22 protein-coding genes are annotated in these 23,715 nt (G+C 42.7%); 17 read left to right on the top strand and 5 right to left on the bottom strand.

Annotated elements, in window-relative coordinates; all coding sequences use genetic code 11:
* Nucleotides 1–94: 94 nt before the first annotated feature.
* The 3 genes from KFT32_RS16205 to KFT32_RS16195 all read left to right on the top strand — a co-directional run bounded on the left by KFT32_RS16205 (nucleotide 95) and on the right by KFT32_RS16195 (nucleotide 2,542).
* A complete protein-coding gene (locus KFT32_RS16205; RefSeq protein ID WP_211748272.1) occupies nucleotides 95–1,132 on the top strand; it encodes a serine hydrolase domain-containing protein in 1,038 nt (345 codons plus the stop codon).
* Between the two features lie 196 nt (nucleotides 1,133–1,328).
* Nucleotides 1,329–1,598: an HPr family phosphocarrier protein gene (locus KFT32_RS16200; RefSeq protein ID WP_211748271.1), complete on the top strand. Its 270-nt coding sequence runs from the start codon at nucleotides 1,329–1,331 to the stop codon at nucleotides 1,596–1,598.
* 131 nt (nucleotides 1,599–1,729) lie between these two features.
* On the top strand, nucleotides 1,730–2,542 hold the full coding sequence (locus KFT32_RS16195; RefSeq protein WP_211748270.1) for a class I SAM-dependent methyltransferase: 813 nt from the start codon (nucleotides 1,730–1,732) through the stop codon (nucleotides 2,540–2,542).
* A 91-nt stretch (nucleotides 2,543–2,633) separates the two neighbouring features.
* Here the strand turns inward: KFT32_RS16195 and KFT32_RS16190 are convergent, their stop codons facing one another.
* Nucleotides 2,634–3,491: a DMT family transporter gene (locus KFT32_RS16190; protein WP_249435928.1), complete on the bottom strand. Its 858-nt coding sequence runs from the start codon at nucleotides 3,489–3,491 to the stop codon at nucleotides 2,634–2,636.
* 36 nt (nucleotides 3,492–3,527) lie between these two features.
* Nucleotides 3,528–4,487, bottom strand: a complete 960-nt coding sequence (locus KFT32_RS16185) for a metallophosphoesterase family protein (protein WP_211748269.1) — start codon at nucleotides 4,485–4,487, stop codon at nucleotides 3,528–3,530.
* 269 nt (nucleotides 4,488–4,756) lie between these two features.
* On the opposite strand from KFT32_RS16185, the gene KFT32_RS16180 reads away from it, so the two are divergent.
* The 5 genes from KFT32_RS16180 (at nucleotide 4,757) to KFT32_RS16160 (ending at nucleotide 11,384) form a co-directional block, all read left to right on the top strand.
* On the top strand, nucleotides 4,757–5,533 hold the full coding sequence (locus KFT32_RS16180) for a DeoR/GlpR family DNA-binding transcription regulator (RefSeq protein ID WP_211748268.1): 777 nt from the start codon (nucleotides 4,757–4,759) through the stop codon (nucleotides 5,531–5,533).
* 246 nt (nucleotides 5,534–5,779) lie between these two features.
* Nucleotides 5,780–7,513, top strand: a complete 1,734-nt coding sequence (treC, locus tag KFT32_RS16175; RefSeq protein ID WP_211748267.1) for an alpha,alpha-phosphotrehalase — start codon at nucleotides 5,780–5,782, stop codon at nucleotides 7,511–7,513.
* Nucleotides 7,514–7,526: 13 nt separating this feature from the next.
* A complete protein-coding gene (gene treP, locus KFT32_RS16170; RefSeq protein ID WP_211748266.1) occupies nucleotides 7,527–9,542 on the top strand; it encodes a PTS system trehalose-specific EIIBC component in 2,016 nt (671 codons plus the stop codon).
* Nucleotides 9,543–9,614: 72 nt separating this feature from the next.
* Nucleotides 9,615–10,343 carry a trehalose operon repressor gene (gene treR / locus KFT32_RS16165; RefSeq protein WP_211748265.1) on the top strand — a complete coding sequence of 243 codons (729 nt, stop codon included), beginning with the start codon at nucleotides 9,615–9,617 and terminating at the stop codon, nucleotides 10,341–10,343.
* Between the two features lie 159 nt (nucleotides 10,344–10,502).
* Nucleotides 10,503–11,384 carry a serine/threonine protein kinase gene (locus KFT32_RS16160; protein ID WP_249435927.1) on the top strand — a complete coding sequence of 294 codons (882 nt, stop codon included), beginning with the start codon at nucleotides 10,503–10,505 and terminating at the stop codon, nucleotides 11,382–11,384.
* Between the two features lie 6 nt (nucleotides 11,385–11,390).
* On the opposite strand, the gene KFT32_RS16155 is transcribed toward KFT32_RS16160, so the two are convergent.
* On the bottom strand, nucleotides 11,391–11,600 hold the full coding sequence (locus KFT32_RS16155) for a hypothetical protein (RefSeq protein WP_211748264.1): 210 nt from the start codon (nucleotides 11,598–11,600) through the stop codon (nucleotides 11,391–11,393).
* Nucleotides 11,601–11,750: 150 nt separating this feature from the next.
* On the opposite strand from KFT32_RS16155, the gene KFT32_RS16150 reads away from it, so the two are divergent.
* Both KFT32_RS16150 and KFT32_RS16145 read left to right on the top strand, forming a co-directional pair.
* On the top strand, nucleotides 11,751–12,677 hold the full coding sequence (locus KFT32_RS16150; RefSeq protein ID WP_211748263.1) for an AEC family transporter: 927 nt from the start codon (nucleotides 11,751–11,753) through the stop codon (nucleotides 12,675–12,677).
* Nucleotides 12,678–12,874: 197 nt separating this feature from the next.
* Nucleotides 12,875–13,735, top strand: a complete 861-nt coding sequence (locus KFT32_RS16145; protein ID WP_211748262.1) for a chemotaxis protein — start codon at nucleotides 12,875–12,877, stop codon at nucleotides 13,733–13,735.
* Nucleotides 13,736–13,791: 56 nt separating this feature from the next.
* On the opposite strand, the gene KFT32_RS16140 is transcribed toward KFT32_RS16145, so the two are convergent.
* Both KFT32_RS16140 and KFT32_RS16135 read right to left on the bottom strand, forming a co-directional pair.
* The gene (locus KFT32_RS16140) at nucleotides 13,792–15,111 is read right to left on the bottom strand and encodes an MFS transporter (protein ID WP_211748261.1); all 1,320 of its coding nucleotides are present in this window, start codon (nucleotides 15,109–15,111) and stop codon (nucleotides 13,792–13,794) included.
* Nucleotides 15,112–15,173: 62 nt separating this feature from the next.
* Nucleotides 15,174–16,355, bottom strand: a complete 1,182-nt coding sequence (locus tag KFT32_RS16135) for a cytochrome P450 (RefSeq protein WP_211748260.1) — start codon at nucleotides 16,353–16,355, stop codon at nucleotides 15,174–15,176.
* Between the two features lie 372 nt (nucleotides 16,356–16,727).
* Here KFT32_RS16135 and KFT32_RS16130 point away from each other — a divergent pair, with 372 nt between their 5' ends.
* The 7 genes from KFT32_RS16130 to KFT32_RS16100 all read left to right on the top strand — a co-directional run bounded on the left by KFT32_RS16130 (nucleotide 16,728) and on the right by KFT32_RS16100 (nucleotide 23,708).
* Nucleotides 16,728–17,090, top strand: coding sequence for a DUF3870 domain-containing protein (locus tag KFT32_RS16130; protein ID WP_211748259.1), 363 nt, complete (start codon nucleotides 16,728–16,730; stop codon nucleotides 17,088–17,090).
* Between the two features lie 154 nt (nucleotides 17,091–17,244).
* Nucleotides 17,245–18,069, top strand: a complete 825-nt coding sequence (locus KFT32_RS16125; protein WP_211748258.1) for a M55 family metallopeptidase — start codon at nucleotides 17,245–17,247, stop codon at nucleotides 18,067–18,069.
* Nucleotides 18,070–18,087: 18 nt separating this feature from the next.
* On the top strand, nucleotides 18,088–19,020 hold the full coding sequence (locus KFT32_RS16120; protein ID WP_211748257.1) for an ABC transporter permease: 933 nt from the start codon (nucleotides 18,088–18,090) through the stop codon (nucleotides 19,018–19,020).
* A gap of 3 nt (nucleotides 19,021–19,023) precedes the next feature.
* Nucleotides 19,024–19,968, top strand: a complete 945-nt coding sequence (locus KFT32_RS16115; protein ID WP_211748256.1) for an ABC transporter permease — start codon at nucleotides 19,024–19,026, stop codon at nucleotides 19,966–19,968.
* Nucleotides 19,969–19,974: 6 nt separating this feature from the next.
* Nucleotides 19,975–21,036, top strand: coding sequence for an ABC transporter ATP-binding protein (locus tag KFT32_RS16110; protein WP_211748255.1), 1,062 nt, complete (start codon nucleotides 19,975–19,977; stop codon nucleotides 21,034–21,036).
* A gap of 47 nt (nucleotides 21,037–21,083) precedes the next feature.
* Nucleotides 21,084–22,706, top strand: a complete 1,623-nt coding sequence (locus KFT32_RS16105) for a peptide ABC transporter substrate-binding protein (RefSeq protein ID WP_211748254.1) — start codon at nucleotides 21,084–21,086, stop codon at nucleotides 22,704–22,706.
* 75 nt (nucleotides 22,707–22,781) lie between these two features.
* Nucleotides 22,782–23,708: a S66 peptidase family protein gene (locus KFT32_RS16100; protein ID WP_211748253.1), complete on the top strand. Its 927-nt coding sequence runs from the start codon at nucleotides 22,782–22,784 to the stop codon at nucleotides 23,706–23,708.
* Nucleotides 23,709–23,715 lie beyond the last annotated feature (7 nt).

Raw genomic sequence — 23,715 nt, 5'->3', positions numbered from 1 at the left:
CTCGTATAGAAGAGTGAGACGGCTTTGTTTTGTATCCTGTCATTATCCATGTTACCATAATAAAGAATATACATATCATTGGAGGGGTTCCGTCTTGAGAAATCAGTCTTCCGAATTCGATCGGATATATCATTATATAGAACAAAATGTAGTAAACAAGAAATGGCCATCCGCTGTATTTGGAATCACGGACCGTGAACAGCTGCTGGATCTTCGTTCTTATGGGACGTATGAGGATGGAAGAGAAATCAATAGCAGCTCTATTTTTCCGGTATTCTCCATCACCAAGCCGATGATTGGACTTGCTATTATGCAGCTTTGGGAAAAAGGACTTCTTCATCCCGGACAGCTAGTGAGTGAGGTTCTCCCGGAGTTTGCCGAAAACGGCAAAGATAAGCTTGCTGTATGGCATCTTCTTACGCATACCGGTGGATTAGATCAACGTTACGCAATGGAGTGGGCGCAGGGGAAACACGATCCTGACGGAATGGGTCATCCTAAATTATATGCTGCACTAAAGGCGAGTCAATTGGAAACAGCTCCAGGCAAGGAAGTCAGCTATAACAATATGGCGTTTACGGTTCTGGCGGAGATGATAGAGCGACTTAGCGGTGTAACGTATGAGGAATATTTGAAACAACACATTTTTGAACCGCTCGGAATGAAAGATACCGGATTTGGTGGATCTCATCAGGATGAGTTCCGAATTGCTCCTATTGCTGGCGGGGAAGCAATGAAAGATCAAATGGATGCACTGGTCGCAGCTAAAGTTCCTTCCGGGGGCTTGTTCAGTACGGCAGATGACTTGCTTCTTTTCGCCAAAGCGATGTTGAGACAAACGGAATACAAAGAAGGACAATATCTGATTGAGCCTTCCACTTTCAAACAGATGATAACTCCGCAAACCTTGCATATCGAAGAGGTAGAATCTGATTACGGTTTTGTATGGAAGCTTCCAATCCGGCATAAAGGATTTATAGAGCGTGATATTTTTGGTCATAACGGAATGGGTGGATGTATGGTTTGGATGTATCCAAAACAAGATGTTGCTTTTGTGCTGATGACAGCCGCTTTAGGTAAACCTGTGGACAATATTCACGTTCATAATGTATTTACCGCAAGCTTACGGTAATCATTTAGGTATTTCTGATAAAAACATTCGCCAAGCAGACAGCCTTTCGTGGTTGTCTGTTTTGTATGATGTAGGACGGTATAAAATAAGTAAAAACTAAATGTAATCATTTACCAAATTATGAGTTTGAATTAGAATAGTAAGTGAAAAATGTTTAGCAGAACCTGAAAGTAGATTCGAAAAGGAAGTGGCGAATGTGAGAGTTCATGAATTTACGGTTCAATCTAATTTTGATCAGCTTGAATTAATCCAAATCTCGAACTTGGCTTCACGTTTCGTGTCTCAGATTGTCCTCTCGTTTGTAGATCAGGATAATAACGAACATATTATTGATGTGAAAAGCTTACTCGGGATGATATTTCAGCCCATTCGGAGTGGAACTCACCTTCGCTTGTCCACAAGGGGAAAAGATGAACTGGAAGCACTGGAGGCCATGCTAGATCGGTTCTGTAAAATCGCAAATTAAAAGAAAATCGTAACCTTGAGTACATGATCTGTAGATACAGATCATGTACTCAAGGTTTTTCCATATTTTTGTATTATTTTTGTGGTGAGTCCATTATGATAGGAGGAAATCCGAAGAAGGAAGGGATCAGTATGAATCATATTTCACGGGACCGGGCATCTATGCCGGAAGGGACATCCGTTATTCTTAATCAGCGGACTTTGGAAACATCAAACCGAAGATTAGCAGAGCTGTTGCAACCGGGGATGTCCGTACTTGATGTAGGTTGTGGAAGTGGTGCAATTACGAGAGGGATCGCTGAACAAGTAGGATTCGAAGGTACTGTCACCGGAATTGATGTAAGTGAGCGGCTCATTAATGAAGCAATAGAGAGCTCCAAACATTTGGATCATCTTGATTTTTATGTGGCAGATATTTACGGACTGCCTTACCAAAATACATATGATGTTGTGACTGCCGCGCGAGTTCTGCAGTGGCTATCGGAGCCAATGAAAGCTCTGGATCAAATGGTTGACGCTGCTAAGCAGGGAGGTATGGTTCTAGTACTGGACTATAATCATGAGAAAATAGAGTGGAGTCCCGAGCCGCCGGAAGCCTTTTCATTTTTTTATAAGGCTTTTCTTAAGTGGCGACAGGACAGCGGTATGTCGAATGAACTAGCTGATTCACTCATCAGCTGTTTCAAGCGGGCTGGTCTCCAAGATCTAAGAGAATCGGAACAACACGAGCACACAGTAAGAGGTGATCTTGATTTCGATAGTAGAATTACGATCTGGGCAGATGTAGCGGCTAGTCGCGGTAAGCAAATGGTGTCGGATGGATACGTTACAGAACAGGAACGAATGGATGCAGAGAATAGCTATCGGACATGGGCTGAACAAGAAGCGACAGAGATGAAGATGTATTTGCTAGCAATAGAAGGTACAAAACCCAGTGAAACATAGGGGTGATGAACTAGAGGTATAGAGTGGATTAAAAATAAAAAAACCGGGACCTTAACGGGCCACCGGCTTTTTTTTATTATTAGAATGATCGCTAACCTAATATTCCTACAAGAAGAATGCCGCAGAAGATAAGAACGGAGCAAAGTATACGTTTCATCCCTTGCTGTTCCTTAAGGAGAAGAATACCTAGAAAAGTGGCGAAAACTGTACCGATTTCCCGCAGGGGGCTGATATGTGCCATGGGTGCTTGCTCTAGCGCCAGTAAAAACAAAAAATACGATCCAGGATTCAGCAATGCGCCAAGTAGTATCGTTTTTTTGTTGTGGTACCATTCTACCTTCAAACTGCGTGAGGCAAGTACAGCTGGAGTAAGTCCAGCTACAAATCCAATATTGGTCACTTCAAGTAAAGCGAGCGGTGAAATATGTTGTAAATTCAATTTGTCAACAAAAACATAGCAGGTGGTACATAATCCTACGGATAAAGCCATCATGACAGGTCGCAAGGTAGCAACCCTTGACTGCGCTGCTGGGCGTCTTGATCCCAAACCTCCAAGAAATGCAAATCCGGCTAACATACAAATAATTCCGATCCAGCCTATAGTAGTTAGAGATTCATTCAGAAAAAGCACCCCAATGATGGGAACAAGGAGTGTACTCGTACCACGCATAATCGGATAGATTTGCGATAAATCTCCTAACTCGTAAGTTAGAGATAACAACCATGAGTAAATTGCTTGGAGAATCATTGATAGGATAAGTAATAAGTAGGAAGCCCCGCTAAGCGGGGAATTCCATAATTCAGATATAAGAACAGGTAAAAGTATGATAGATGGAATCATCATAATAGACCATAAAAAAACACTTTTATTTTTGCTTTGCTTGGTGAAGAGACTCCACGTCGCGTGCGCTATACCAGAAGCAACGACCAGCATAATAGGTAATACCAATGTTTCGTCATCCCCTTGGAAGTGTTCTGTTAGTCATCAAACATGAACGGGAGAGTGGACAGGAGAATTTGTTATCGATTCGCCATTCTCTACACGGAACCAAGTTTCAAAATCCCTTTTTCCTTCCGTTAATTTCATCACACGTGCTCCGCGCATAAATCCTTCCTTGCCATATGTATTGTATCCGCTAGCCCGACCATAGCAGAGCCGAATCCCATGTAGGGTTCCTTCAAAATCGTTCGTGTGATCATGTCCGCAAAACGTACCAATAACATCGCCCATTTCCAGTAGAGCAGTAAATAGACCGGAGTTTACAGGTGGAGCGCAGACGGGTTCTGATTTATGTCCGATGCAAGTTTGTGTATCCCATACTTGCTGATATTCAGGAATCGGGATATGAAAAAATGCAAGAGCAGGAGGTTTAACATCTACATCGGGCTGAGAAGCGTGAATACGCTGCGATTCTGCGGTCAGCCAGTTAATCTGGTCACGTTGGATCCAGTTATAACCGGGTACTTGCTGTAGTTTGGAATAGCTGCCTGAATCAAGAAAATAAAGAGCAGCCCCGGTTTTGCCTGTGCTATCCTTAAGCTCGATTGTATAGTTTCCTGAGCCGCTAATATCGTCAGGACCAGGAATTGTAACCGTGTTCGTATGTTCCATAACGACTTGCATCAGTTCCTCGCGCGTTATCCTTTGTTCCGTGTCGTGATTACCGAATACAAGTGCCCACGGAATATTTCGATCTTCCACGGCTGCAACCGCATCGCGAAGGGCTTGTTGAGGATTAGTACAAGGGGTGTTCCCTTCACTAACAGGTCCTGTATAGATGACATCTCCTGTGAACACAACAAGGTCAGGCTGCTCTGCATCCATGACGAGCTCCATTAATTTCCTTGTACGTTGATCCTCTTCTCTTCCATCCATCCAATGAAGATCAGTGAACTGTACGATGGTAAAAGTACCATCTTCTCGAAATGACATGTGTTGCTCCATGTAAATTCCTCCTCTAGCGATATCATATTTGTGGATTCTTGTGTTATTTTATGGCATTGAAGGTGATTTTATATCCAAATCCACAAAGTGTCAATTCATTTTGTATACATTTTTTAGCTGGAAACTAAGAGTATCAATGACTATTATAGAGTTGACAAGTGATTTGCAGAATAATACACTCGAAGAAAATCAACATAAAAACACATGAATACAAGTGCGTTGTGGAAAATGCCACAGATGAACATAGAAATAGGTAGGAGGATAAGCCGTTGTCTTTAACATACGAAGAACGTAGAGAGACCATATTGACTGAACTTGATAAAACAGGCAAGGTTCAGGTGATTTCACTGGCCCAAATGTACAAAGTGTCAACGGAAACCATTCGAAGAGATCTTGATCGACTAGAGAAGGAAGGGAAGCTAAGAAAAGTATATGGAGGAGCCGTACGTGTGAGATCAGAAACCGTTGAGCCTTCTTTTCTGACCAGGAGCGGGATGAACCTCAAGGAAAAACAAACGATAGGGAAGATCGCGGCCTCACTGATCAAAGATGGAGAGACGGTTATGCTGGATAACGGGACAACGACGCTCGAAATAATGAGGAATTTGAAAGGACGTTCGCAAGTCACTGTATTAACGAGTTCCGTCCCTATTCTGAATTGTGCTATGGAAGGATTTCAAGGCAAAATTATTTTCGCCGGGGGAGAGATTCATAGGGATTACCAGGCAGCAACGGGTATGATAACACATCAATTATTTCAACAATTTAAAGTGAATAAAGCTTTTATCTCGGCCGGTGGGATTTCGATTACAGATGGAATTACTGACTTTCATCTGGAAGAAGCGCTGTTATCCAGAAAGATGATGGAACGAGCAGAGGAAAGCATTCTAGTTGCAGACCATTCTAAATTTGGTGTGACTACCTTTGCCGAGATTGCCCCACTCACCCATATTTCTATGATTATTACGGATCAGAACTGTTCACGGGATTGGAAGGAGCAGATCGCAAGTCTTGATATCGAAATGATTACAGGTGAGGAAGATTAGAAGAGGACGATAACAGAAAAAAAAAGAACAAGAAGCTCAAGAAAAAGTAAATTGGTGATAAGAAGGCTCAAGCCTGGTTCTTTCATCAAGAAGGCTTTTACTTGAGCTTTTTATTGTTTAATTTTATTACAACTCGTTTAATTAGATATTGACAACATGTATATACATGTTTATGATGAAACCATATCAATCCTGTATATACAAGATTATAATAAGAATCAAATAAGGCAAGGAGGGGCTGACACAATGGATGCACGAAACTTAAATTGTTCTGAGTGGTGGAAGACCTCAGCGATCTATCAGGTATATCCAAAAAGCTTTCGTGATACTACGGGTAAGGGAACAGGCGATATTAAAGGTTTAATTGAGAAGCTCGACTATATTAAAGGTCTTGGGATTGATATGGTTTGGCTGCAGCCTGTTTATGTATCGCCCCAAAATGATAACGGTTACGATGTTGCAGATTACCGCAGCATTGATCCTGCTTTTGGGACAATGGAAGATATGGACGAATTAATTCAGCAACTGAAAGCCAGAGAGATGCATCTGATGATTGATATCGTGGTGAATCATTCCTCAACGGAACATCAGTGGTTTAAGGAAGCACGTTCATCACGTGATAACCTATACCGGGATTACTATATATGGAAAGACCCTGCTCCAGATGGAGGACCACCGAATAACTGGCAATCAAAGTTTGGCGGTTCAGCATGGCAATATGATGAAGGTACGAAGCAGTATTATCTGACCCTTTTTGATAAGACACAAGCGGACCTGAATTGGGAAAATGAAAAAGTAAGACAGGAAGTCATTGATATTTTGACATATTGGGCTGAAAAAGGTGTAAGCGGATTCAGAATGGACGTTATTAATCTGATATCCAAAGACCAAAGTTTTCCAAATGATGATGGATCTGTTGCTCCAGGAGATGGTCGCAAATTTTATACAGATGGTCCACGTGTACATGAATATATTAAGGAACTGAATGAGAAGGTATTTAGACCTTATCATCTTGTAACAGTAGGGGAAATGTCTTCGACAACACTTGAACAATGCATTCGATATTCCAATCCGAAAGAGAACGAGTTTTCGATGACGTTTAATTTTCATCATCTGAAGGTTGATTATCCGAATGGGCAGAAGTGGGAATTGAAGCCGTATGACTTTGAAGAATTAAAAAAGGTATTGTCTCATTGGCAGACCGGTATGCAGCAAGGCGGCGGTTGGAATGCTCTATTCTGGAACAATCATGATCAGCCAAGGGCTCTTACCCGATTTACGAATGATAAGGAGTACCGGAATGAGAGTGCTAAAATGTTGGCTACAACACTCCATGGTATGCAAGGTACCCCGTATATTTATCAGGGAGAAGAGATCGGTATGCCGGACCCAGTATGGAATGATATGTCGGAATTCCGAGATATTGAGTCGCTTAATATGTATCAAATTCTGATGGAAGGCGGTAAATCGCCGGAGGAAGCATCCCGCATTGTAAAGGTTAGATCACGGGATAATTCACGGACGCCGATGCTTTGGGATGATGGCATTCAAGCTGGATTTACGAGTGGAACACCTTGGATTAAGATTGATGAACGCTATAAGGAAATAAACGCGAAGCAACAAGTGGAACAACCGGATTCAATCTATCATCATTACCGCAAGCTTATTGAGCTCCGTAAAGAAATTAAGGTCATTACAGATGGGACGTTTACTCGTCTTGATCACGCTCATCCTGAAGTTTTTGCTTATGCAAGAAGGAATGAAGAAGAGACACTTATCGTGATTTCGAATTTTAGCGACAAGACCGTACCTTTTGAATTGCCAGAAGGGTTTGTCGCAAATCATCTTTCTGATAAAGATGCAACGCTCTTACTGTCAAATACGGCAGAGAAGAAGGCGCTAACCTCAAGTATTGAGTTAACACCTTATGCATCTTATATGTGGCTAATTTCAAATGTGGGAGATACTACTAACAATTAAGGGAGTGAACGCCATGTCTAAAATAGATCAAAACCAAGTGGAACGAATTATACAGGCCGTTGGTGGCAAGCAAAATATAGAAGCCGCTACTCACTGTGTAACGAGACTCCGTTTTGCACTCGCTGATGAGAGCAAAGTAGATGCTGCAGCTCTGGAAGAGAATGACCTCGTGAAGGGGCATTTCTCTTCACAGGGTCAATTCCAAGTCGTCATTGGTCCTGGCCTCGTTGATCAGGTATATGATGAAATGATGAAACTAACAGGGGGAGCCGAGGCGTCGAAAGATGACGTTAAGGCGATTGCGAGCAAGAAACAAAATCCGCTCCAGCGTGCGATAAAAATGCTCGCGGATATTTTTATCCCGATCCTTCCAGCAATCGTTATGGCAGGTTTGCTCCTCGGGGTTAACAACATTTTGACGGGACCTGGCATTTTCTATGAAGGACAGTCTTTGATAGAAGTGTATCCGCAGTGGGCTGATGTAGCGTCCATCATTAATCTCATTGCAAGTACAGCATTTGCGTTTCTACCTGTACTTATTGGATGGTCAGCGGTCAGACAATTTGGCGGAAGTCCGCTGCTAGGTATCGTACTAGGTCTCATTTTAGTAAATCCCGATCTACTCAGCGCTTATCAATATGCGGATGCATCACTTGCGGGAACGGTTCCTGTATGGAATTTATTCGGATTCGAAGTAGAGAAAATCGGATATCAAGGTCAGGTGCTGCCCGTTCTTGTCTCCGCTTACATTTTAGCTAAAATCGAAGGATTCTTGAACAAGAGGGTTCATGATTCGATTAAACTTCTTGTGGTGGCTCCTGTAGCTCTTCTCGTAACCGGTTTCTTGGCCTTTACGGTAGTCGGACCGATTACTTTTGCACTAGGTAATCTGCTTACGAATGGTCTGATTAGTATCTTTAGCTCGTTCTCTGCACTCGGTGGTTTGATCTATGGTGGTTTGTATTCCTTACTTGTTATTACTGGGATGCATCACACGTTTCTGGCCGTAGATATTCAGTTGATTGGAAGTCAAGGTGGAACCTTCTTATGGCCAATGCTAGCTTTATCTAACATTGCGCAAGGTGCTGCTGCTTTGGCTATGATGTTTATTCATAAAGAGCAAAAAGCAAAAGGACTTGCCGTAACTTCCTCAATTTCAGCTTTCCTTGGTGTCACGGAACCTGCGATCTTTGGGGTGAACGTGCGCTATCGCTATCCATTTATTTTTGGGATGATCGGTTCGGGGATTGCGGGGATCTTGCTTGCAGTCAATAATGTACTTGCTTCCTCCATTGGAGTAGGCGGTATCCCAGGATTTCTATCGATCTTTCCTAATCAATGGGGCATCTTCTTCATTGGAATGGCAATCGTGCTCATTATTCCTTTTACAGGTACACTGTTGTTTGGCAAAATGAGAATGTCTCGTCAACATGTTACGTCTATGAAAGCTTCGTCTGATGTGATAGTGAAGAATGAACAGGCAGCAACAAAAGAAGCAAATGAAGTCAGCGCAGCAGGCGATGTAAATGTAAAGCAGGATCCCGTGGTCATAAATGAACCAAAACGAAGCGAAATGACCATCGCAGCTCCGCTAAGTGGTACCGTGGTTTCCTTATCTGAAGTTCCTGATCCCGCTTTTGCACAGAAACAGATGGGTGAAGGGCTTGCGATCATTCCTTCCGAAGGGAAGGTATATGCTCCATTTGATGGGAAGGTAGAGCATGTGATCAAGAGTAAACATGCCATCATTATTAGTGATACCGAAGGGCTGCAAGTATTAATTCATGTCGGAGTGAATACGGTCTCACTGAAAGGTGAAGGGTTTACTACACATGTTGAATCCGGTATGAGCGTGAACAAGGGACAATTGTTACTTGAGTTTGATAAAGAAGCAATTGAGCAAGCAGGTTTACCTGTGATAACACCGATCATTATTCCAGATGGTCAGGACGGAACGCCAAGGGTTACAGAACTAGCAAACGGTACCGTTCGAGTATCAACACCAATCCTCAAGGTATCATTTGATTGAAATAGGTTTAAAGTCACCTAGCATGTAATCATTTCATGAAAAACGTGTTACAATACGGTTGGTGATATGAAGATGACGAATAATATTTTTGTAACTCTGTATAAAGATTTCGCGGAAAAGATTGATACAGGAACGCTTGCGCCAGGCAGCAAGTTGCCGTCAGAACATGAATTAGCGCAAAATTATCAAATTACGCGAGAAACGGTCCGTAAAGGATTAAATTTGCTGGCTCAGAATGGATATATCCATAAAGTGAAAGGAAAAGGATCTTTCGTTCTTGAACGTGATCGTTTTAATTTTCCAGTCAGCGGTCTGATCAGTTATAAGGAAATGACAGAACGGATGGGAAAGCAGAGCAATACCTTCGTGTATGTAACGGAATGTAGGGAGGCAGGAAAGCCAGTTGCGAAGCAGCTTCAGATTTCTGCTGATACTAAGGTATGGAAGGTCGTGCGAGCTAGGGAAATCGATGGAGAACGGATTATTCTGGACATTGACTACTTGCTTGCTTCCATAGTCCCTTACCTGTCAAAAGAAATCACAGAAGAATCTATATATGAATACTTAGAGCACGAACTGAACCTCAAAATCAGCTATGCTAAAAAGGTGATTTCTGTAGAACGTGCCACGAGCATGGATCACGAGTATATGGATATTGGTAATGACACGCATGTCGTTGTGGTTCGCGGCTATGTCCATCTGGAAGATACAACCCTGTTTCAATATACGGAATCTAGACACCGTCTGGATAAATTTCAATTCGTTGATTTTGCTAGAAGAGAAAGTACATTACCGCTCTAAAAAAAAGTCTGCGCGTAGCCTTTGAATAAGGTTTGCCCGCAGGCTTTTTTTATTATCTATTTGTTTACGCTTACCGCAGTAAGCCTTTACAAACGTGCTATAATGATGAACATGGAAAAAGCGCGAAGAGGAAATGGAGTTACATAGAGGAGGGGATTTTTGTTGCGTCTTATTACTTCCATTCGTTCTTTCATTTCTGCCTGGCGAGATGATCCTGCGGAGGAAGGAACACGTTTAGGTCAACGCTATGTAGTGCAAGAGGTGCTAGGCGAAGGAAGTTACGGTATTACATACAAGTGTCTAGATCAGACGGTAGCCAAAACGGTAGCTGTGAAACAAGCGAGACCCAGTAAAGGTAGCTACGCAGTGAAACTTCTCCTTCAGGAAGCTGAAATTATTAAGATGCTGCAGCATCAGGGAATTCCAGCTTTTATCGATTTTTTTCGGGAAAAAGGCAACAGCTATCTTGTCATGTCTTATATGGAAGGAGATACGCTGGAAGACCTGATCTTTGGACAGGGAGTGCAGTATCAAGAAATACAAACCGTGCAGATGACACTTCAACTGCTGGATCTTGTAGAATACGTCCACCGTCAAGGTTACGTCCATCTTGATCTGCGAATTCCGAACGTACTTTTTAATGAGGGAAGATTACTGCTGATAGATTTTGGTCTGGCGCGCCGGTTGGGGGAAGAACCTCTACCCCGATCTTCTTTATTTTCAAGGCGAACCACGGAGAGTAGAAGCAGTGCAGGAAAGAAGGCGAATGAGCATTCCGATCTGTATGATATAGGGCACTTCATGTTATTTATGCTGTATTCCACTTATGAAGCACCGGAAACGACAACAAGCCTGGATCTTCATATGAGTCAAACGGAGCGGAGCTGGCAGGAAGAACTTGGCCTGAGCGATGATTTAAAACTTATTATTGAACGACTTTTTGGAATAGAAGAACCATATCACAGTTCTGAGGAACTGAGGGAAGCGTTAAACCAGTTCGTTTCCATAAAAAAATCCCTCTGTTGTAGAGGGAGAGTGTGATCTGGTCTAGCTTGAACTGTATTTTCTACTTTTATAATAACCGTGTCCTTGTTTTCCATGCTTGGATTTGTAATCAGAAGAAGATCCTCGGTATCTAGGCGCGTGATGAGAACTGCTATAACGTTTGGAATACTTCTTAGCTGAGCTGCTGTAGTGCCTTTTTTCTTTACTACGATCGGAAGAGCGGAGCATTTTGTCAATTAGCTTTTTTATCATAAGTAGTATGCACCCTTTCATTGACACTTTTTATTCATTACCCGATTCATACGCTTTGAAATACACTGGCGTTTCATCTTTTGAATGTAATATTTCATATCGGATGTTGTGCGTTCCTATCTTAGGTATTAATGTGGAGGTTTTTCAGGCATGGGTTTATTTTTATCTATATTACTTAACAACGTAATCCCGCTTTTTCTTGTCATGACGATCGGATTTGTAGTTCAGCGCACAAGGGGCTTAGATATAAAAACGCTATCGAACATCAACTTCTACATTTTGTCCCCAGCCGTTGTTTTTAATTTGCTGTACACAACCGATATTTCGATGTCATTGTTTGGTCAGGTCATGGCATTTTTTGTGCTGTTTATGTTAATGCAATATCTCTTGTGCTGGGTTGTGATTAAGCTCCTGCGGTTAGAAGGAGGCATGCCGGCAGCGATGAGGAACAGCGTTCTGTTTGCGAACAGCGCTAACTATGGATTGCCTATTAACGAACTTGCTTTTTCAGGGAATCCGCTGACGCTAGGAGTTCAGGTGATTATTCTTATGCTTCAGTCATTTTTACCGAATACATACGGAATTTATAGTGTGAATGCGCATCAAGTGAATAGAAAAGCGATCTTGCGAACCATTGCGGGTCAACCTGTTATTTATGCTATTCCGCTGGCATTTTTACTTCGTTTTCTCGGAGTTGAGCTTCCAAATACGATTCAGATTCCGCTGAATTATCTGTATGCTGCCTTTATTGGAATGGCACTTCTTACACTTGGAGTACAACTCGGTGCTATGAAGTGGACGTTTGTGAAAAAGGGTAGTTTGACCGTAGCCATCTCGGTCTTTCTAAGATTAATTGGTGGTCCGCTGTTAGCGGCACTTACGGTTATACTTCTCGGCTTGGACGGTTTGGTTGCAAAAGCACTCATCGTTTCTTCTTGTGTACCTACTTCGCTCAGCAGTATGATTCTGGCTGTCCAGTTCGACAACGAACCAGAATTTTCTTCTCAGGCGGTCTTTTTTTCGACACTTCTGAGTACGCTGACAGTAACAGGCACGATTATGCTATTGAACATCTAAAGTTCACTTTGTAGCTTTTTGTTCCAATTAGCGAAAAAATAAGTGGGTTTTTTATAAAAATAAGGACTTATGGCAGCTTCCAAAAGAATCCGGCTTGTATATAATAAAGGGGAACGTATATACCCATTTTCATCTGCTATGCTATGAAGTCGTTGATCTTGTCTTGTAAGGCTAAAGATGGGAAGGAGTGGAGCAAGATGCAAAAGATTGGGGTTATTGTCGTCCATGGTCTCGGGCTCCAGAAAAAGGAGTACGCAGCGAAGTTTATGAAGAAACTCGACAAAACGTTTGCCAAAATCATGAAAGTGCCCTCTTCCAAACCTTATATTGATATTGAGCCTGTTTTTTGGGCAGACGTATTTGGCAAGGAGGAGGAACGAATATATCAAGATCTAGTGATTAAGAAGGGACTGCGTTATAAAGAACTAAGACGATATTTGGTGTACTATCTAGCCGATGCTGTTGCTTACCAACCTGTCGATACGAACGGTCAAAATTATGATGCGGTTCATCAAACCATTAGTAATGCACTCCATAGCTTGTCAATGCGTATAGGTAAAACTGCTCCTCTCTGCGTCGTATCACATAGTCTAGGTAGTGTGATCGCAAGTAACTTCTTCTATGACCTTCAGTTTACGGCAAGGCATTTTCCTGGAATTATTGATACGACTTCTCCACTAGAGAGAGGGGAGACGCTGACCCATTTCTATTCTCTCGGTACGACACTTCCTCTTTGGAGTTTACGGTATCGTGACTTTGGCAAGCCAATCCGCGTTCCCTCCTTAGAGGGAGAGGCGTTATATCCAGGTCTTGATGGAGAGTGGGTTAACTTTTACGACAAAGATGACATTTTAGGTTATCCGCTACGTGATATTGATCCGGCATATGAGGAAGCTGTCAAAGAGGATATTGATCTAAATGTCGGCAATCCACTGACCTCATGGAATCCGTTTTGTCATAATGGATATATGAAAGACAGAAAAGTGGTCCGTCGAATTTCTGATAACCTCGCAGCGACTTATCGGTTTATTAACGCTGAACAGACAGGTAATAAATAAAAAAAACAATGACAGGACCTTGAAAGATAGGATCCTAGTCATTGCTTTTTGTAGTTCTAAGCTTTTTCTTTTACTGGGCTTGGACCAAGGTTGATATCATGTGACGCATGATTTGGCTTGTCTCTGAACATCAGGTAGAACCAAGCAGAAGCTGTTACATAAAGGAGTCCTGTAATCGTAAATGTAATGGCATATCCTTTATAGCTGCCGAAGGTGGTCACAAGATAGGATTGAACAGGACCCATGGTTGCCCATCCGATCATGAACGCGGTTTGCATCAGAGAATTAGCAATCCCCCTTCGTTTCTCCGAAACATGATCAATGAGGATCGAGGAAGAAATGGGATTCGCTGCGTTCATTAAAGCTTGTCTAAACAGGAAACTCACGGACGCAATCATGAGCGAGTATGTAAATCCTGTTAATAGAAGGAACGGCAGGGACAGAACCTGAAATATAACGACAGCTCTAACAGGGCCCACTCTGCTTGCGAGTGAAGGTCCAATCATCATCGATACGATCGTCATGATCTGACCAAGTGAAATCAGTATACTCATAAGGCTAAGGCTGACATCAAATCTGTCTGTAAAGTAAAGGTTTAAGTAAGGAACGACAAGGCCTGAACCTGTTCCGATGAGTAGCTGAGTAACGACAAATAGGCTGATAAATTTCCAATCGGAATGGGAGGCTCTTGCATTGTTTTTTTGTTTGTTTGAAGCAGAGCTATTATTTAACTTTTTAGGAAGCAGTGCAGGCTGCTTATTATGTATAGATGATTCTTTCACAAAAAATAGGGGGAACGTCCCTAAAAAAGTAGCGATTCCACCAAAGAAAAGTACATACTGTAAACTTGCTATGTTGTTGATTCCAGCTGATTGTAATACGTCCGCGAATACCCCACCGCCTAAGCTACCAATAACTTGAGCTGCAAGTACAAGGGAAGCGTGAATACTAAACAATCGAAGTCTGTTTTCTTTGGTTACGTTGGCAGCAAGAAATGGAATAGCCAGTACTTGAAAGAAGGAAGCAAATAAACCGGACGAAGCAGCAAGAAATAAAAGACCTGATTCTTCTTCTACAAAAGAACGTCCCATAAACGTCATTCCACTAAAAAGAGCGCCGATAATGAGAATGGGTTTACGGCTCATTTTATCTCCCATAAACCCAATAGGGATAAATAGAAGCGCTGTTGCAATAGACTGAATACTGATGACTCTCCCGTTCATAGATGGATCGAACCCGAGACCTTGAATGTACAGGTTATATAGAACGGAGAACATCCCACCACCCATCTGATAAAGAATATTGGCAAGAAAAAAAAGCTGGATATTGCGCGGCCAGCTTTTAATCTCGGCTTTAATTCCGTGCCTAAGTGTCATGTAAAAAGCCTCCTGTCCTTCTCTATTAAGAACTCGGAAAGGAGGAAAGTCAAGGTTTTCGATTAATATTGAATAGGTATGGATTTGAATCCATGAACGAGTGGATCTTTAATAAATTGCGCCGTAGAATGATCCGCAGGTGTAATGACTGGAATACGTTTGAAAATAATTTCGAAGGCAATCTTCGCTTCAAGTCTAGATAAGGGAGCCCCAAGACAGAAATGCGGACCCATGCCAAATGCCATATGCTGGTTCGGTTTGCGACTCGGAATAAATGTCTCTGGCTGCTCAAACTGCTCCTCATCTCGGTTGGCTGAACCAAGCCAAAGTACAAGATGGTCACCTGCCTTGATCGTTTGCCCTGACAATACCGTATCCTCTTTACAAATTCGAGTAAGCGATTGAATAGGAGAACGGAAGCGAAGTACTTCTTCCAGAGTAGAAGGGATAAGTGCTGGTTCTGAATGGAGCTGCTGCTGAAGTCCAGGTATGTCTAGCAGACATTTCATTGTATTTCCTAGCAAGTTTGTCGTAGTTTCATTACCAGCCACCAGAAGCAGGAGACAGAATTGCAAAATTTCTGAAAAATCCAGTGAATGCTCATCTATTTTGGCTGCAAGAAGTGCACTCACCAGATCGTTGCCTGGATGTATGCGTTTAACTTCAATCACATTAATGAAGTATTTACTCATTTCTTGAGAAATCTTCGCTTTCATCTGTTTATAATCTTCGGGTTTTTCCCCGTGTTCAATATCAATACCACGAATTAATTCGTCAGACCAATATTTGAACTGATCTCGATCTTCTTTTGGGATACCCATCATTTCCGAAATAATAATGACAGGTAGTGGATAAGCAAAATCTTGTATAAAATCCATCTTTTTTTCTTCCAAGACGGAATCCAGCAATTCGTTTGTCACTTGCTCAATCATCGGAGCCATCTCTTCAACGATTTTTGGAGTAAAGGCTTTGCTGACAATGGAACGATATAATTTATGCTTAGGAGGGTCCATGCCAATGATGGACAAGGAAAGCAGCTCAGAGCTGAAAGCTTTGTAGTTCATCAGTGAGTTCTTGATATCTTCATAACGAAAAATATCCCATGTATTTCTTTGTTCATCAAACATAACGGGAGACACTTCGCGATTCTCCTTGAACCAATGAAAAGGACTCTCTGCTTCTAGCCATCCTTGCGGTAAGGTATTCCAGCCTGCCACTTTTACTTCTTCTGATGCACTTTCCATTTCAATTACCTCCTTAGTGATGGAAACTACTTCTATGGAAACTACTTCTAGGGTACTCCTTTTTACTGAGGGTTTCAAATGTGTCCGATAAGTATCAGTTATAATCTTTTATGTGACATTAAAGTGACATTAATATGTATTATCTCAAGTTCTGAATTTTTATCCATTCCTATATACAGACGAAAGAACCTTGGATTTTACATAAAATATCATTTTAAAACAATTTTACAAATTATATTTACAAATAAGTTAGTTTGTTGTTAGAATAAATTACATAATTCATCTTCGGCTAAGCTGATTAGGTCGCTGGAAACTTTCATTTCAAGCATCCCTAACGGCTCAATCACTGAAGCTGAACAGGAGGACAAGCTATTGGACTACGATCAGGATACGATATACATCGTAGGAGACGCGCAGACATCGGTGAATAATCCGATTACTCAGCAGTTCAGTGCTTTTTTTATCGGACTTGTCGTGGATACTACGAATCACAAAATCATCGATGCAGGTTGTTCTTCGACCATTCCTTTGACTTCTCGTTTTGTAAGAACGTTATTTATCGGACAGAGTATGCTAGATCTGGAAATCGTGGTGGAACAGGTTCGTACCCGGTACTATGGCTCCTCACAGAAAGCAATCATTGTCGCTTTTAAAGATGCGCTGAAGAAGTACAACATGGCCCTTCAGGCTAGAGGATTACACAAGCACCAACCAACTTCTACACCAATTGAATAAGCTGCTTTGTTTATTATCATGTACAGCTATATCTTGTAGGGGTACATGCAACATGAATGAAATCCAGCAAATCATAACCATGACGGACTGTAACGAAAGTTGACATATGTCAGGTTGTGGTTTGCTGTTTTTATATTAAGGGGGGATTCACCGTATGAAATTATACATTTCAATTGATATGGAAGGTGTTACTGGACTTATTGATGATACTTTTGTTGATTCCTCCAAGCGAAATTATAACCGGGGTCAGCGCATCATGACGGCAGAAGCCAATCATGTCATTGAGACTGCGTTTGGCGAAGGAGTGAGAGAAGTCATTGTGAATGACAGTCATTCCAAAATGAATAACCTTATTATAGAAGAACTCTATCCTCAAACACAGTTGATCACAGGAGATGTGAAACCATTCTCTATGGTACAAGGGCTGGATTCATCATTTGGGGGTGCTGCATTTCTTGGTTATCATTCGAGAGCTGCAAGACCCGGTGTGCTCAGTCATTCGATGATATTTGGCATTCGCAATATGTACATAAATGAGATCGCAGTTGGAGAACTCGGTTTTAACGCTTTTGTTGCCGGCCATTATGGGGTTCCGATCTTGCTTGTGGCAGGGGACGATGAGACTGCGGCAGAAGCAGAAGAGCTTATTCCCAACGTCACGACGGCTATTGTTAAAAAACAAATTTCGAGAACTTCTGCCTTGTGCCTCACTCCAGCAAAAAGTGGTGAGCTACTAAGGGAGAAGACGATCGAAGCACTGGAGAATAGAAATCGAGTTCATCCTCTGATTCCCCCAGAGCGGCCACTCCTTACCCTTGAGTTTGCTAATTATGGACAAGCTGAATGGGCACACCTTATGCCGAGAACGAGAATGGAAAAATACGCGCCTATTGTTTCCTATCAGGCGGACGATATTTTGGAAGCTTATCAAGCCATGCTTGTGATGACAGAGCTCGCAATGAGAACGGCATTCTGCTGATAAAAAGGGGTAGCGTTCATGGCACAATATATGTTTCGTAAGTTCATCTCGATGCTGATTACTTTATGGCTCATTATTACCATTACCTTTCTACTGATGCATTCGGTACCGGGTTCTCCATTTGAGCGAGACGGAAAAGAAGCGAATGCAAATGTAATCCAGAATATGATGTCTTTCTACCATTTGGATGACCCTCTCTATATTCAGTACTTTCAGTATTTAAAATCGCTTATCCTATTTGATCTAGGACCTTCAATCTCTCATTATCCTGATAGTGTAAATAGTATGATTGAACGTGGTTTCCCTGTATCCTTCCAGCTCGGAATTGCTGCAATCGGAATTTCTATTTTGATAGGAATTGGGCTCGGTACAATCGCAGCCCTTCACAAGAACGGAATGATAGATTACATCGCGATGGTCCTTGCAGTTACTTTGGTAGCAGTTCCTAGTTTTGTACTTGCCCCGCTGCTCATTAAATATGTGGCGGTAGAGTGGAAGCTTTTACCCGTAGCTACCTGGGGGACGTGGAAGCACATGGTTCTGCCAGCTCTCGCCCTTGCTGCAGGTCCCATCGCCACCATTGCCCGTTTAACTCGCGCCAATCTAATTGAAGTACTGACACAGGACTACATTGATACAGCCCGTTCTAAAGGACTTCCCCCCTTTGTCATTGTTACTAAACATGCACTGCGCAATGCGATATTGCCTGTCATTACTCTGCTGGGGGTATTGCTGGCAAACGTACTTACGGGTAGTTTTGTCATCGAAAAAATTTTCGCCATTCCAGGGATGGGCAAATATTTTGTGGACGGGATTAATAATCGGGACTATTCAGTCATTATGGGGACGACGGTTTTCTACAGTGCTCTTCTGATTTTTATGATGTTTATCGTAGATATTCTGTATGGACTGGTAGATCCGAGAATTAAACTTCACAGAAAGGGGACTTAGAGGATGCAAATACGACAAGTTCCTAAACCGGCTCAGCCACCGGATCACTTGTTTGTCCCCTTAACACGAAGTAGCAGTGATGCAGAAGCCATTGTTAGACCTAAGCTGTCTATATGGAGGCAGAGCTGGATACGTCTATATAGTAACAAACTCGCTTTACTCGGGTTCATCATTATTATTTTTCTTTGTCTTTTTGCTACATTAGGCACGCTGGTTACAGAACATGGTTATGCCGATCAGGATTTGCTCAGTGCAAACCAGAAGCCCTCCTCACTGCACTGGTTTGGAACAGATGATCTGGGACGTGATGTATTTGCCCGCACTATCTTTGGGGCTCAGATCTCACTTAGTGTCGGTTTAATTGCTGCATTTATCGACTTTGCCATTGGTGTTCTGTATGGCGGTATAGCAGGTTACTTTGGCGGTCGTATAGACAATGTAATGATGCGATTTGTAGATATTCTTTATGGTATCCCTTATTTACTTATTGTAATTCTGCTCATGGTTGTGATGGGTCCGGGACTACTGACGATTATTATCGCACTTACGGCAACCGGGTGGATCGGGATGGCACGGATCGTAAGAGGGCAGGTACTGCAACTGAAATCTTCTGAATATGTACTAGCAGCCAAAGCCTTGGGTGCAGGCTCCATGAACATTATCCGTCGTCATTTATTACCGAATGCACTAGGCGTCATTATCGTTCAAGTTACGTTTTCTGTTCCTTCCGCTATATTTGCTGAAGCCTTTCTTAGCTTTCTTGGACTTGGGATTGCTGCCCCGCTTGCGAGCTGGGGAACGATGGCTAATGATGGAATGTCAACGATTTTATCTGGATATTGGTGGCGGCTCTTTTTTCCTGCCTTCTTCATTTCGCTGACTATGCTTGCCTTTAATTTACTGGGGGATGGGCTGAATCAAATCTTCGATCCAAAGCAGAGGAGGTAAGAGCAGATGAGTGCGAGATACACAGGTGAACCTTTGTTAGAAGTTAGTGATCTTCACGTTTCCTTTTCCACTTATGGAGGACATGTTCAGGCAGTACGCGGGGCTAGTTTTACACTGAACCAAGGGGAGACACTTGCCATTGTTGGAGAATCAGGCAGCGGAAAAAGCGTAACGGCCAGAAGCATCATGAAACTGCTTCCCAAAGACACAGCTAAAATAACAAGTGGAAGTATCAAATACAAGAATCAGGAATTGATTCATCACAGCGAGAAGCAGATGAGGAAAATTCGCGGTTCCGAGCTGACGATGATTTTTCAAGATGCGATGACGGCACTGAACCCAACGATTAACATTGGAGAACAGTTGATGGAGGGAATACGCCATCACCAGAAGTTATCACGCTCAGATGCTAGGAAAAAAGCGATCCAGATGTTAAAGCTAATCGGTATGAAAGACCCAGAAGTTCGTCTCAAGCAGCATTTACACGAATTCAGCGGCGGAATGCGCCAGCGTGTGATGATTGCGATTGCAGCCATTGGTAATCCTTCCATTCTTATTGCAGATGAGCCGACTACCGCACTGGATGTAACGATACAAGCTCAGATCCTTGATTTATTCAAAATGCTTCAACAAGAAATAGGTGTCTCCATCATCATCATTACGCATGATCTGGGCGTAGTAGCTAATCTTGCGAAACGAGTCTGTGTCATGTATGCAGGGAAAATAGTGGAGTCTGGTACGGTCAGAGACATTTTCTATGATCCTAAACATCCCTATACTGAAGGTCTTCTTGCTTCTATGCCCCGAATTGATGGGGATAAAGGAAGCCCGCTGACATCCATACCGGGAACTCCACCCGATCTCTTTGCACCGCCGGAAGGCTGCGCTTTTGCTGTTCGATGTCCCCATGCGATGGAAGTGTGCAGATCCTATGAACCTCCAAATGTTCAAGTAGGTGGTTTCGACAGCCATTATGCTGCCTGCTGGCTTAACGATGAAAGGGCGAAATCAGTACTCCGGCAAAAAGAGAATTCGCACCGTAAAGAGCTCGAACCGGTTGTTATGTAACATGCCGGAAACTTGTATGTTATGAATCTAGAGGGGGAGAGAAGAGGATGAAGAAAAAGTGGTCATTTGTTCTACTGAATTGTGTACTCGTCATGAGTTTACTCCTTACTGCATGTGGTGGTGAAGAGGGCGGCGAGGCAGCTGGGGGAGCAGAAGGTGGTCAGAAAATTCTACTTGTGAATAACCGAAAAGAACCTACTTCTCTGGATCCGCCAATCGGTTTCGACCAAGTTTCCTACGATGTGCTGAACAATTTCATGGAAGGTCTTACCCGGCTAAAAGACGATCATACACCTGGGCCGGGTGTGGCTAGTGAATGGACTGTATCTGAGGATGAAAAAGAATACACCTTTAAGCTCCGCGATGACGCGAAATGGTCGAATGGAGATCCTGTTAAAGCTTCTGATTTCGAATTCGCATTCAAACGTATGCTGGATCCTAATGTGGGGGCAGCTTCCGCTCCTCTTGCTTATGTTTTTGAAGGGGCAGAAACATTTAACTCAGGGGAAGCAACCGCAGATGATGTCAAAGTAACGGCGACAGATGATCATACACTGCAAATCATACTTGCAAAACCAGCTCCTTGGTTACTAGGTATGCTCGCGAACCCTGCTTTCTTTCCTGTACATCAAGCAACGGTAGAAGGTAACCCGGAGTGGGCCGCAGATGCTTCCACAATTCTAAGTAACGGACCTTTTAAGCTGACGGAATGGAAACATGATGCCGAAATTAAAATGGTGAAAAATGATCAGTATTGGGATGCCGCTAAAGTGAAACTGGATGGGGTTACTTTTAAGATGGTTGACGATTCTACGACTGCTTATCAGTTGTACCAAAGCGGGGAACTTCACATCAGCGGTACGCTGCCTCCAGATCTGATCGAATCTCTCATTACAGACAATAAAGCGAAGGTGGAAGATTCAGCGGGGACGTATTTCTATCGTTACAATACAAATATGGAGCCTTTCAGTAATGCTAAGATTCGTCAAGCGTTCACGATGGCAGTGGACAGACAGCAGATTGTGGATCTGGTCGTAAAACAAAAACAGAAACCGGCTACCGGTTTTGTATCTTACGGTTTGCAAGACCCAGATGGCAGTGACTTCCGCGATGCCGGAGGAGAACTGGTCAAAACGGATATCGAAGAAGCAAAACGCCTGCTTGCTGAAGGGATGAAAGAGGAAGGGTACACGACAATTCCCGCTGTAACACTTACCTATAGTACAAACGATCTTCACCAAAAAATTGCCGAAACGATTCAAGCCATGTTGAAATCAAACTTAGGTGTAGACATTGCCCTTGAGAGTAAGGAAGGAAAAGTGCTGACAGACGAACAAAAAAAATTACAGCTTCAATTATCGAGATCATCTTGGCTTCCTGATTTTGCCGATCCAATTAACTTCCTCGACATCTTTGTATCAGACAGTCCGAACAACCGGACAGGCTGGAGTAATCCAAATTTTGATAAATTGATTAACGATGCTTATAACGAGTCAGATCAGGTGAAACGAACGGGGTATTTGCACGAAGCGGAAAGCATACTTATGGAAGAGATGCCTATTATGCCTCTCTATTTTTATAACTCGGTTTATATGCAAGCAGAAGGTTTAACGGGGGTACTCAGACACGCATACGGCTATATCGACTATAAGCTGGCTGAACTAAAATAAAGTAGCTTCTCCCAGTGATCTTGAAAGCAGGTCACTGGGGTTTCTTTTCTATAGAGGATAGGGGGATGAATGATCATGAATGTAGTCCTTCCAAAGAAACTGTACTCAGGAGATCTTATCGGAATTACGGCACCCGCGAGTTTTGGAGATCCGGTAGAGATGGAAAGAGCTGCAGGGTATCTAATTCAACTTGGGCTCAGAGTGGAACTTGGTCACAGTTTGTACCGCCAGCATGGCTATTTAGCAGGTACAGATGAAGAAAGAGCCAGGGAACTGAATGACATGTTTCGGAATCCAGAGATTAAAGCCATTATTTGTGCACGGGGAGGATACGGTACAGCACGGATTGTAGATTTGCTTGATTATGAGACTATTAAAGCTAACCCTAAAATCTTTTGGGGATTCAGCGATATTACTTTTTTGCATCAAGCGATTTATAAGCAGACAGGGCTTGTTACTTTTCATGGTCCGATGCTTACCTCTTTATGCGCTGAATCGCTCCATCCGTTCACACTGTCTGGTTTTCATCAGTTGTTCCATCCAACGCCCGTTCAGTACACAGAAGATATTTCTGAACTTACCACCCTTGTGGAGGGAACGGCAAGCGGTGTCGTTGTTGGTGGAAATCTATCTCTCATCGTCTCGAGCTTAGGTACACCCCATGAAATAGATACGAAAGACCGGCTTCTGCTCATGGAAGATATTGATGAAGAGCCGTACCGAATTGACCGTATGCTGAACCAATTACTTCAGGCTGGAAAACTAAAGGATGCCGCTGGAATCATTGTTGGAGATTTTCATGAGTGTGAGCCGCAGCGGAAAATATCTTTCTCTCTTGAAGAAGTTATTATTCATTATTTGAAAAAAGCAGGGAAACCTGCCCTTGCCGGCTTTTGTATTGGTCATTGTTCTCCTAATATTGCAATCCCGCTAGGTCTTGAAGCTGAACTTTCCACCGCAGATAAGACGCTCATTTGGAGAGGTCCTGCTGTAACTGAATAAAGGAGGT

This window comes from Paenibacillus sp. Marseille-Q4541, from assembly GCF_018310695.1.
GTDB lineage: Bacteria > Bacillota > Bacilli > Paenibacillales > Paenibacillaceae > Paenibacillus.
The sequence above is the reverse complement of the archived record's forward strand: the minus strand, read 5'-3'. Positions and strand labels throughout refer to the sequence as shown.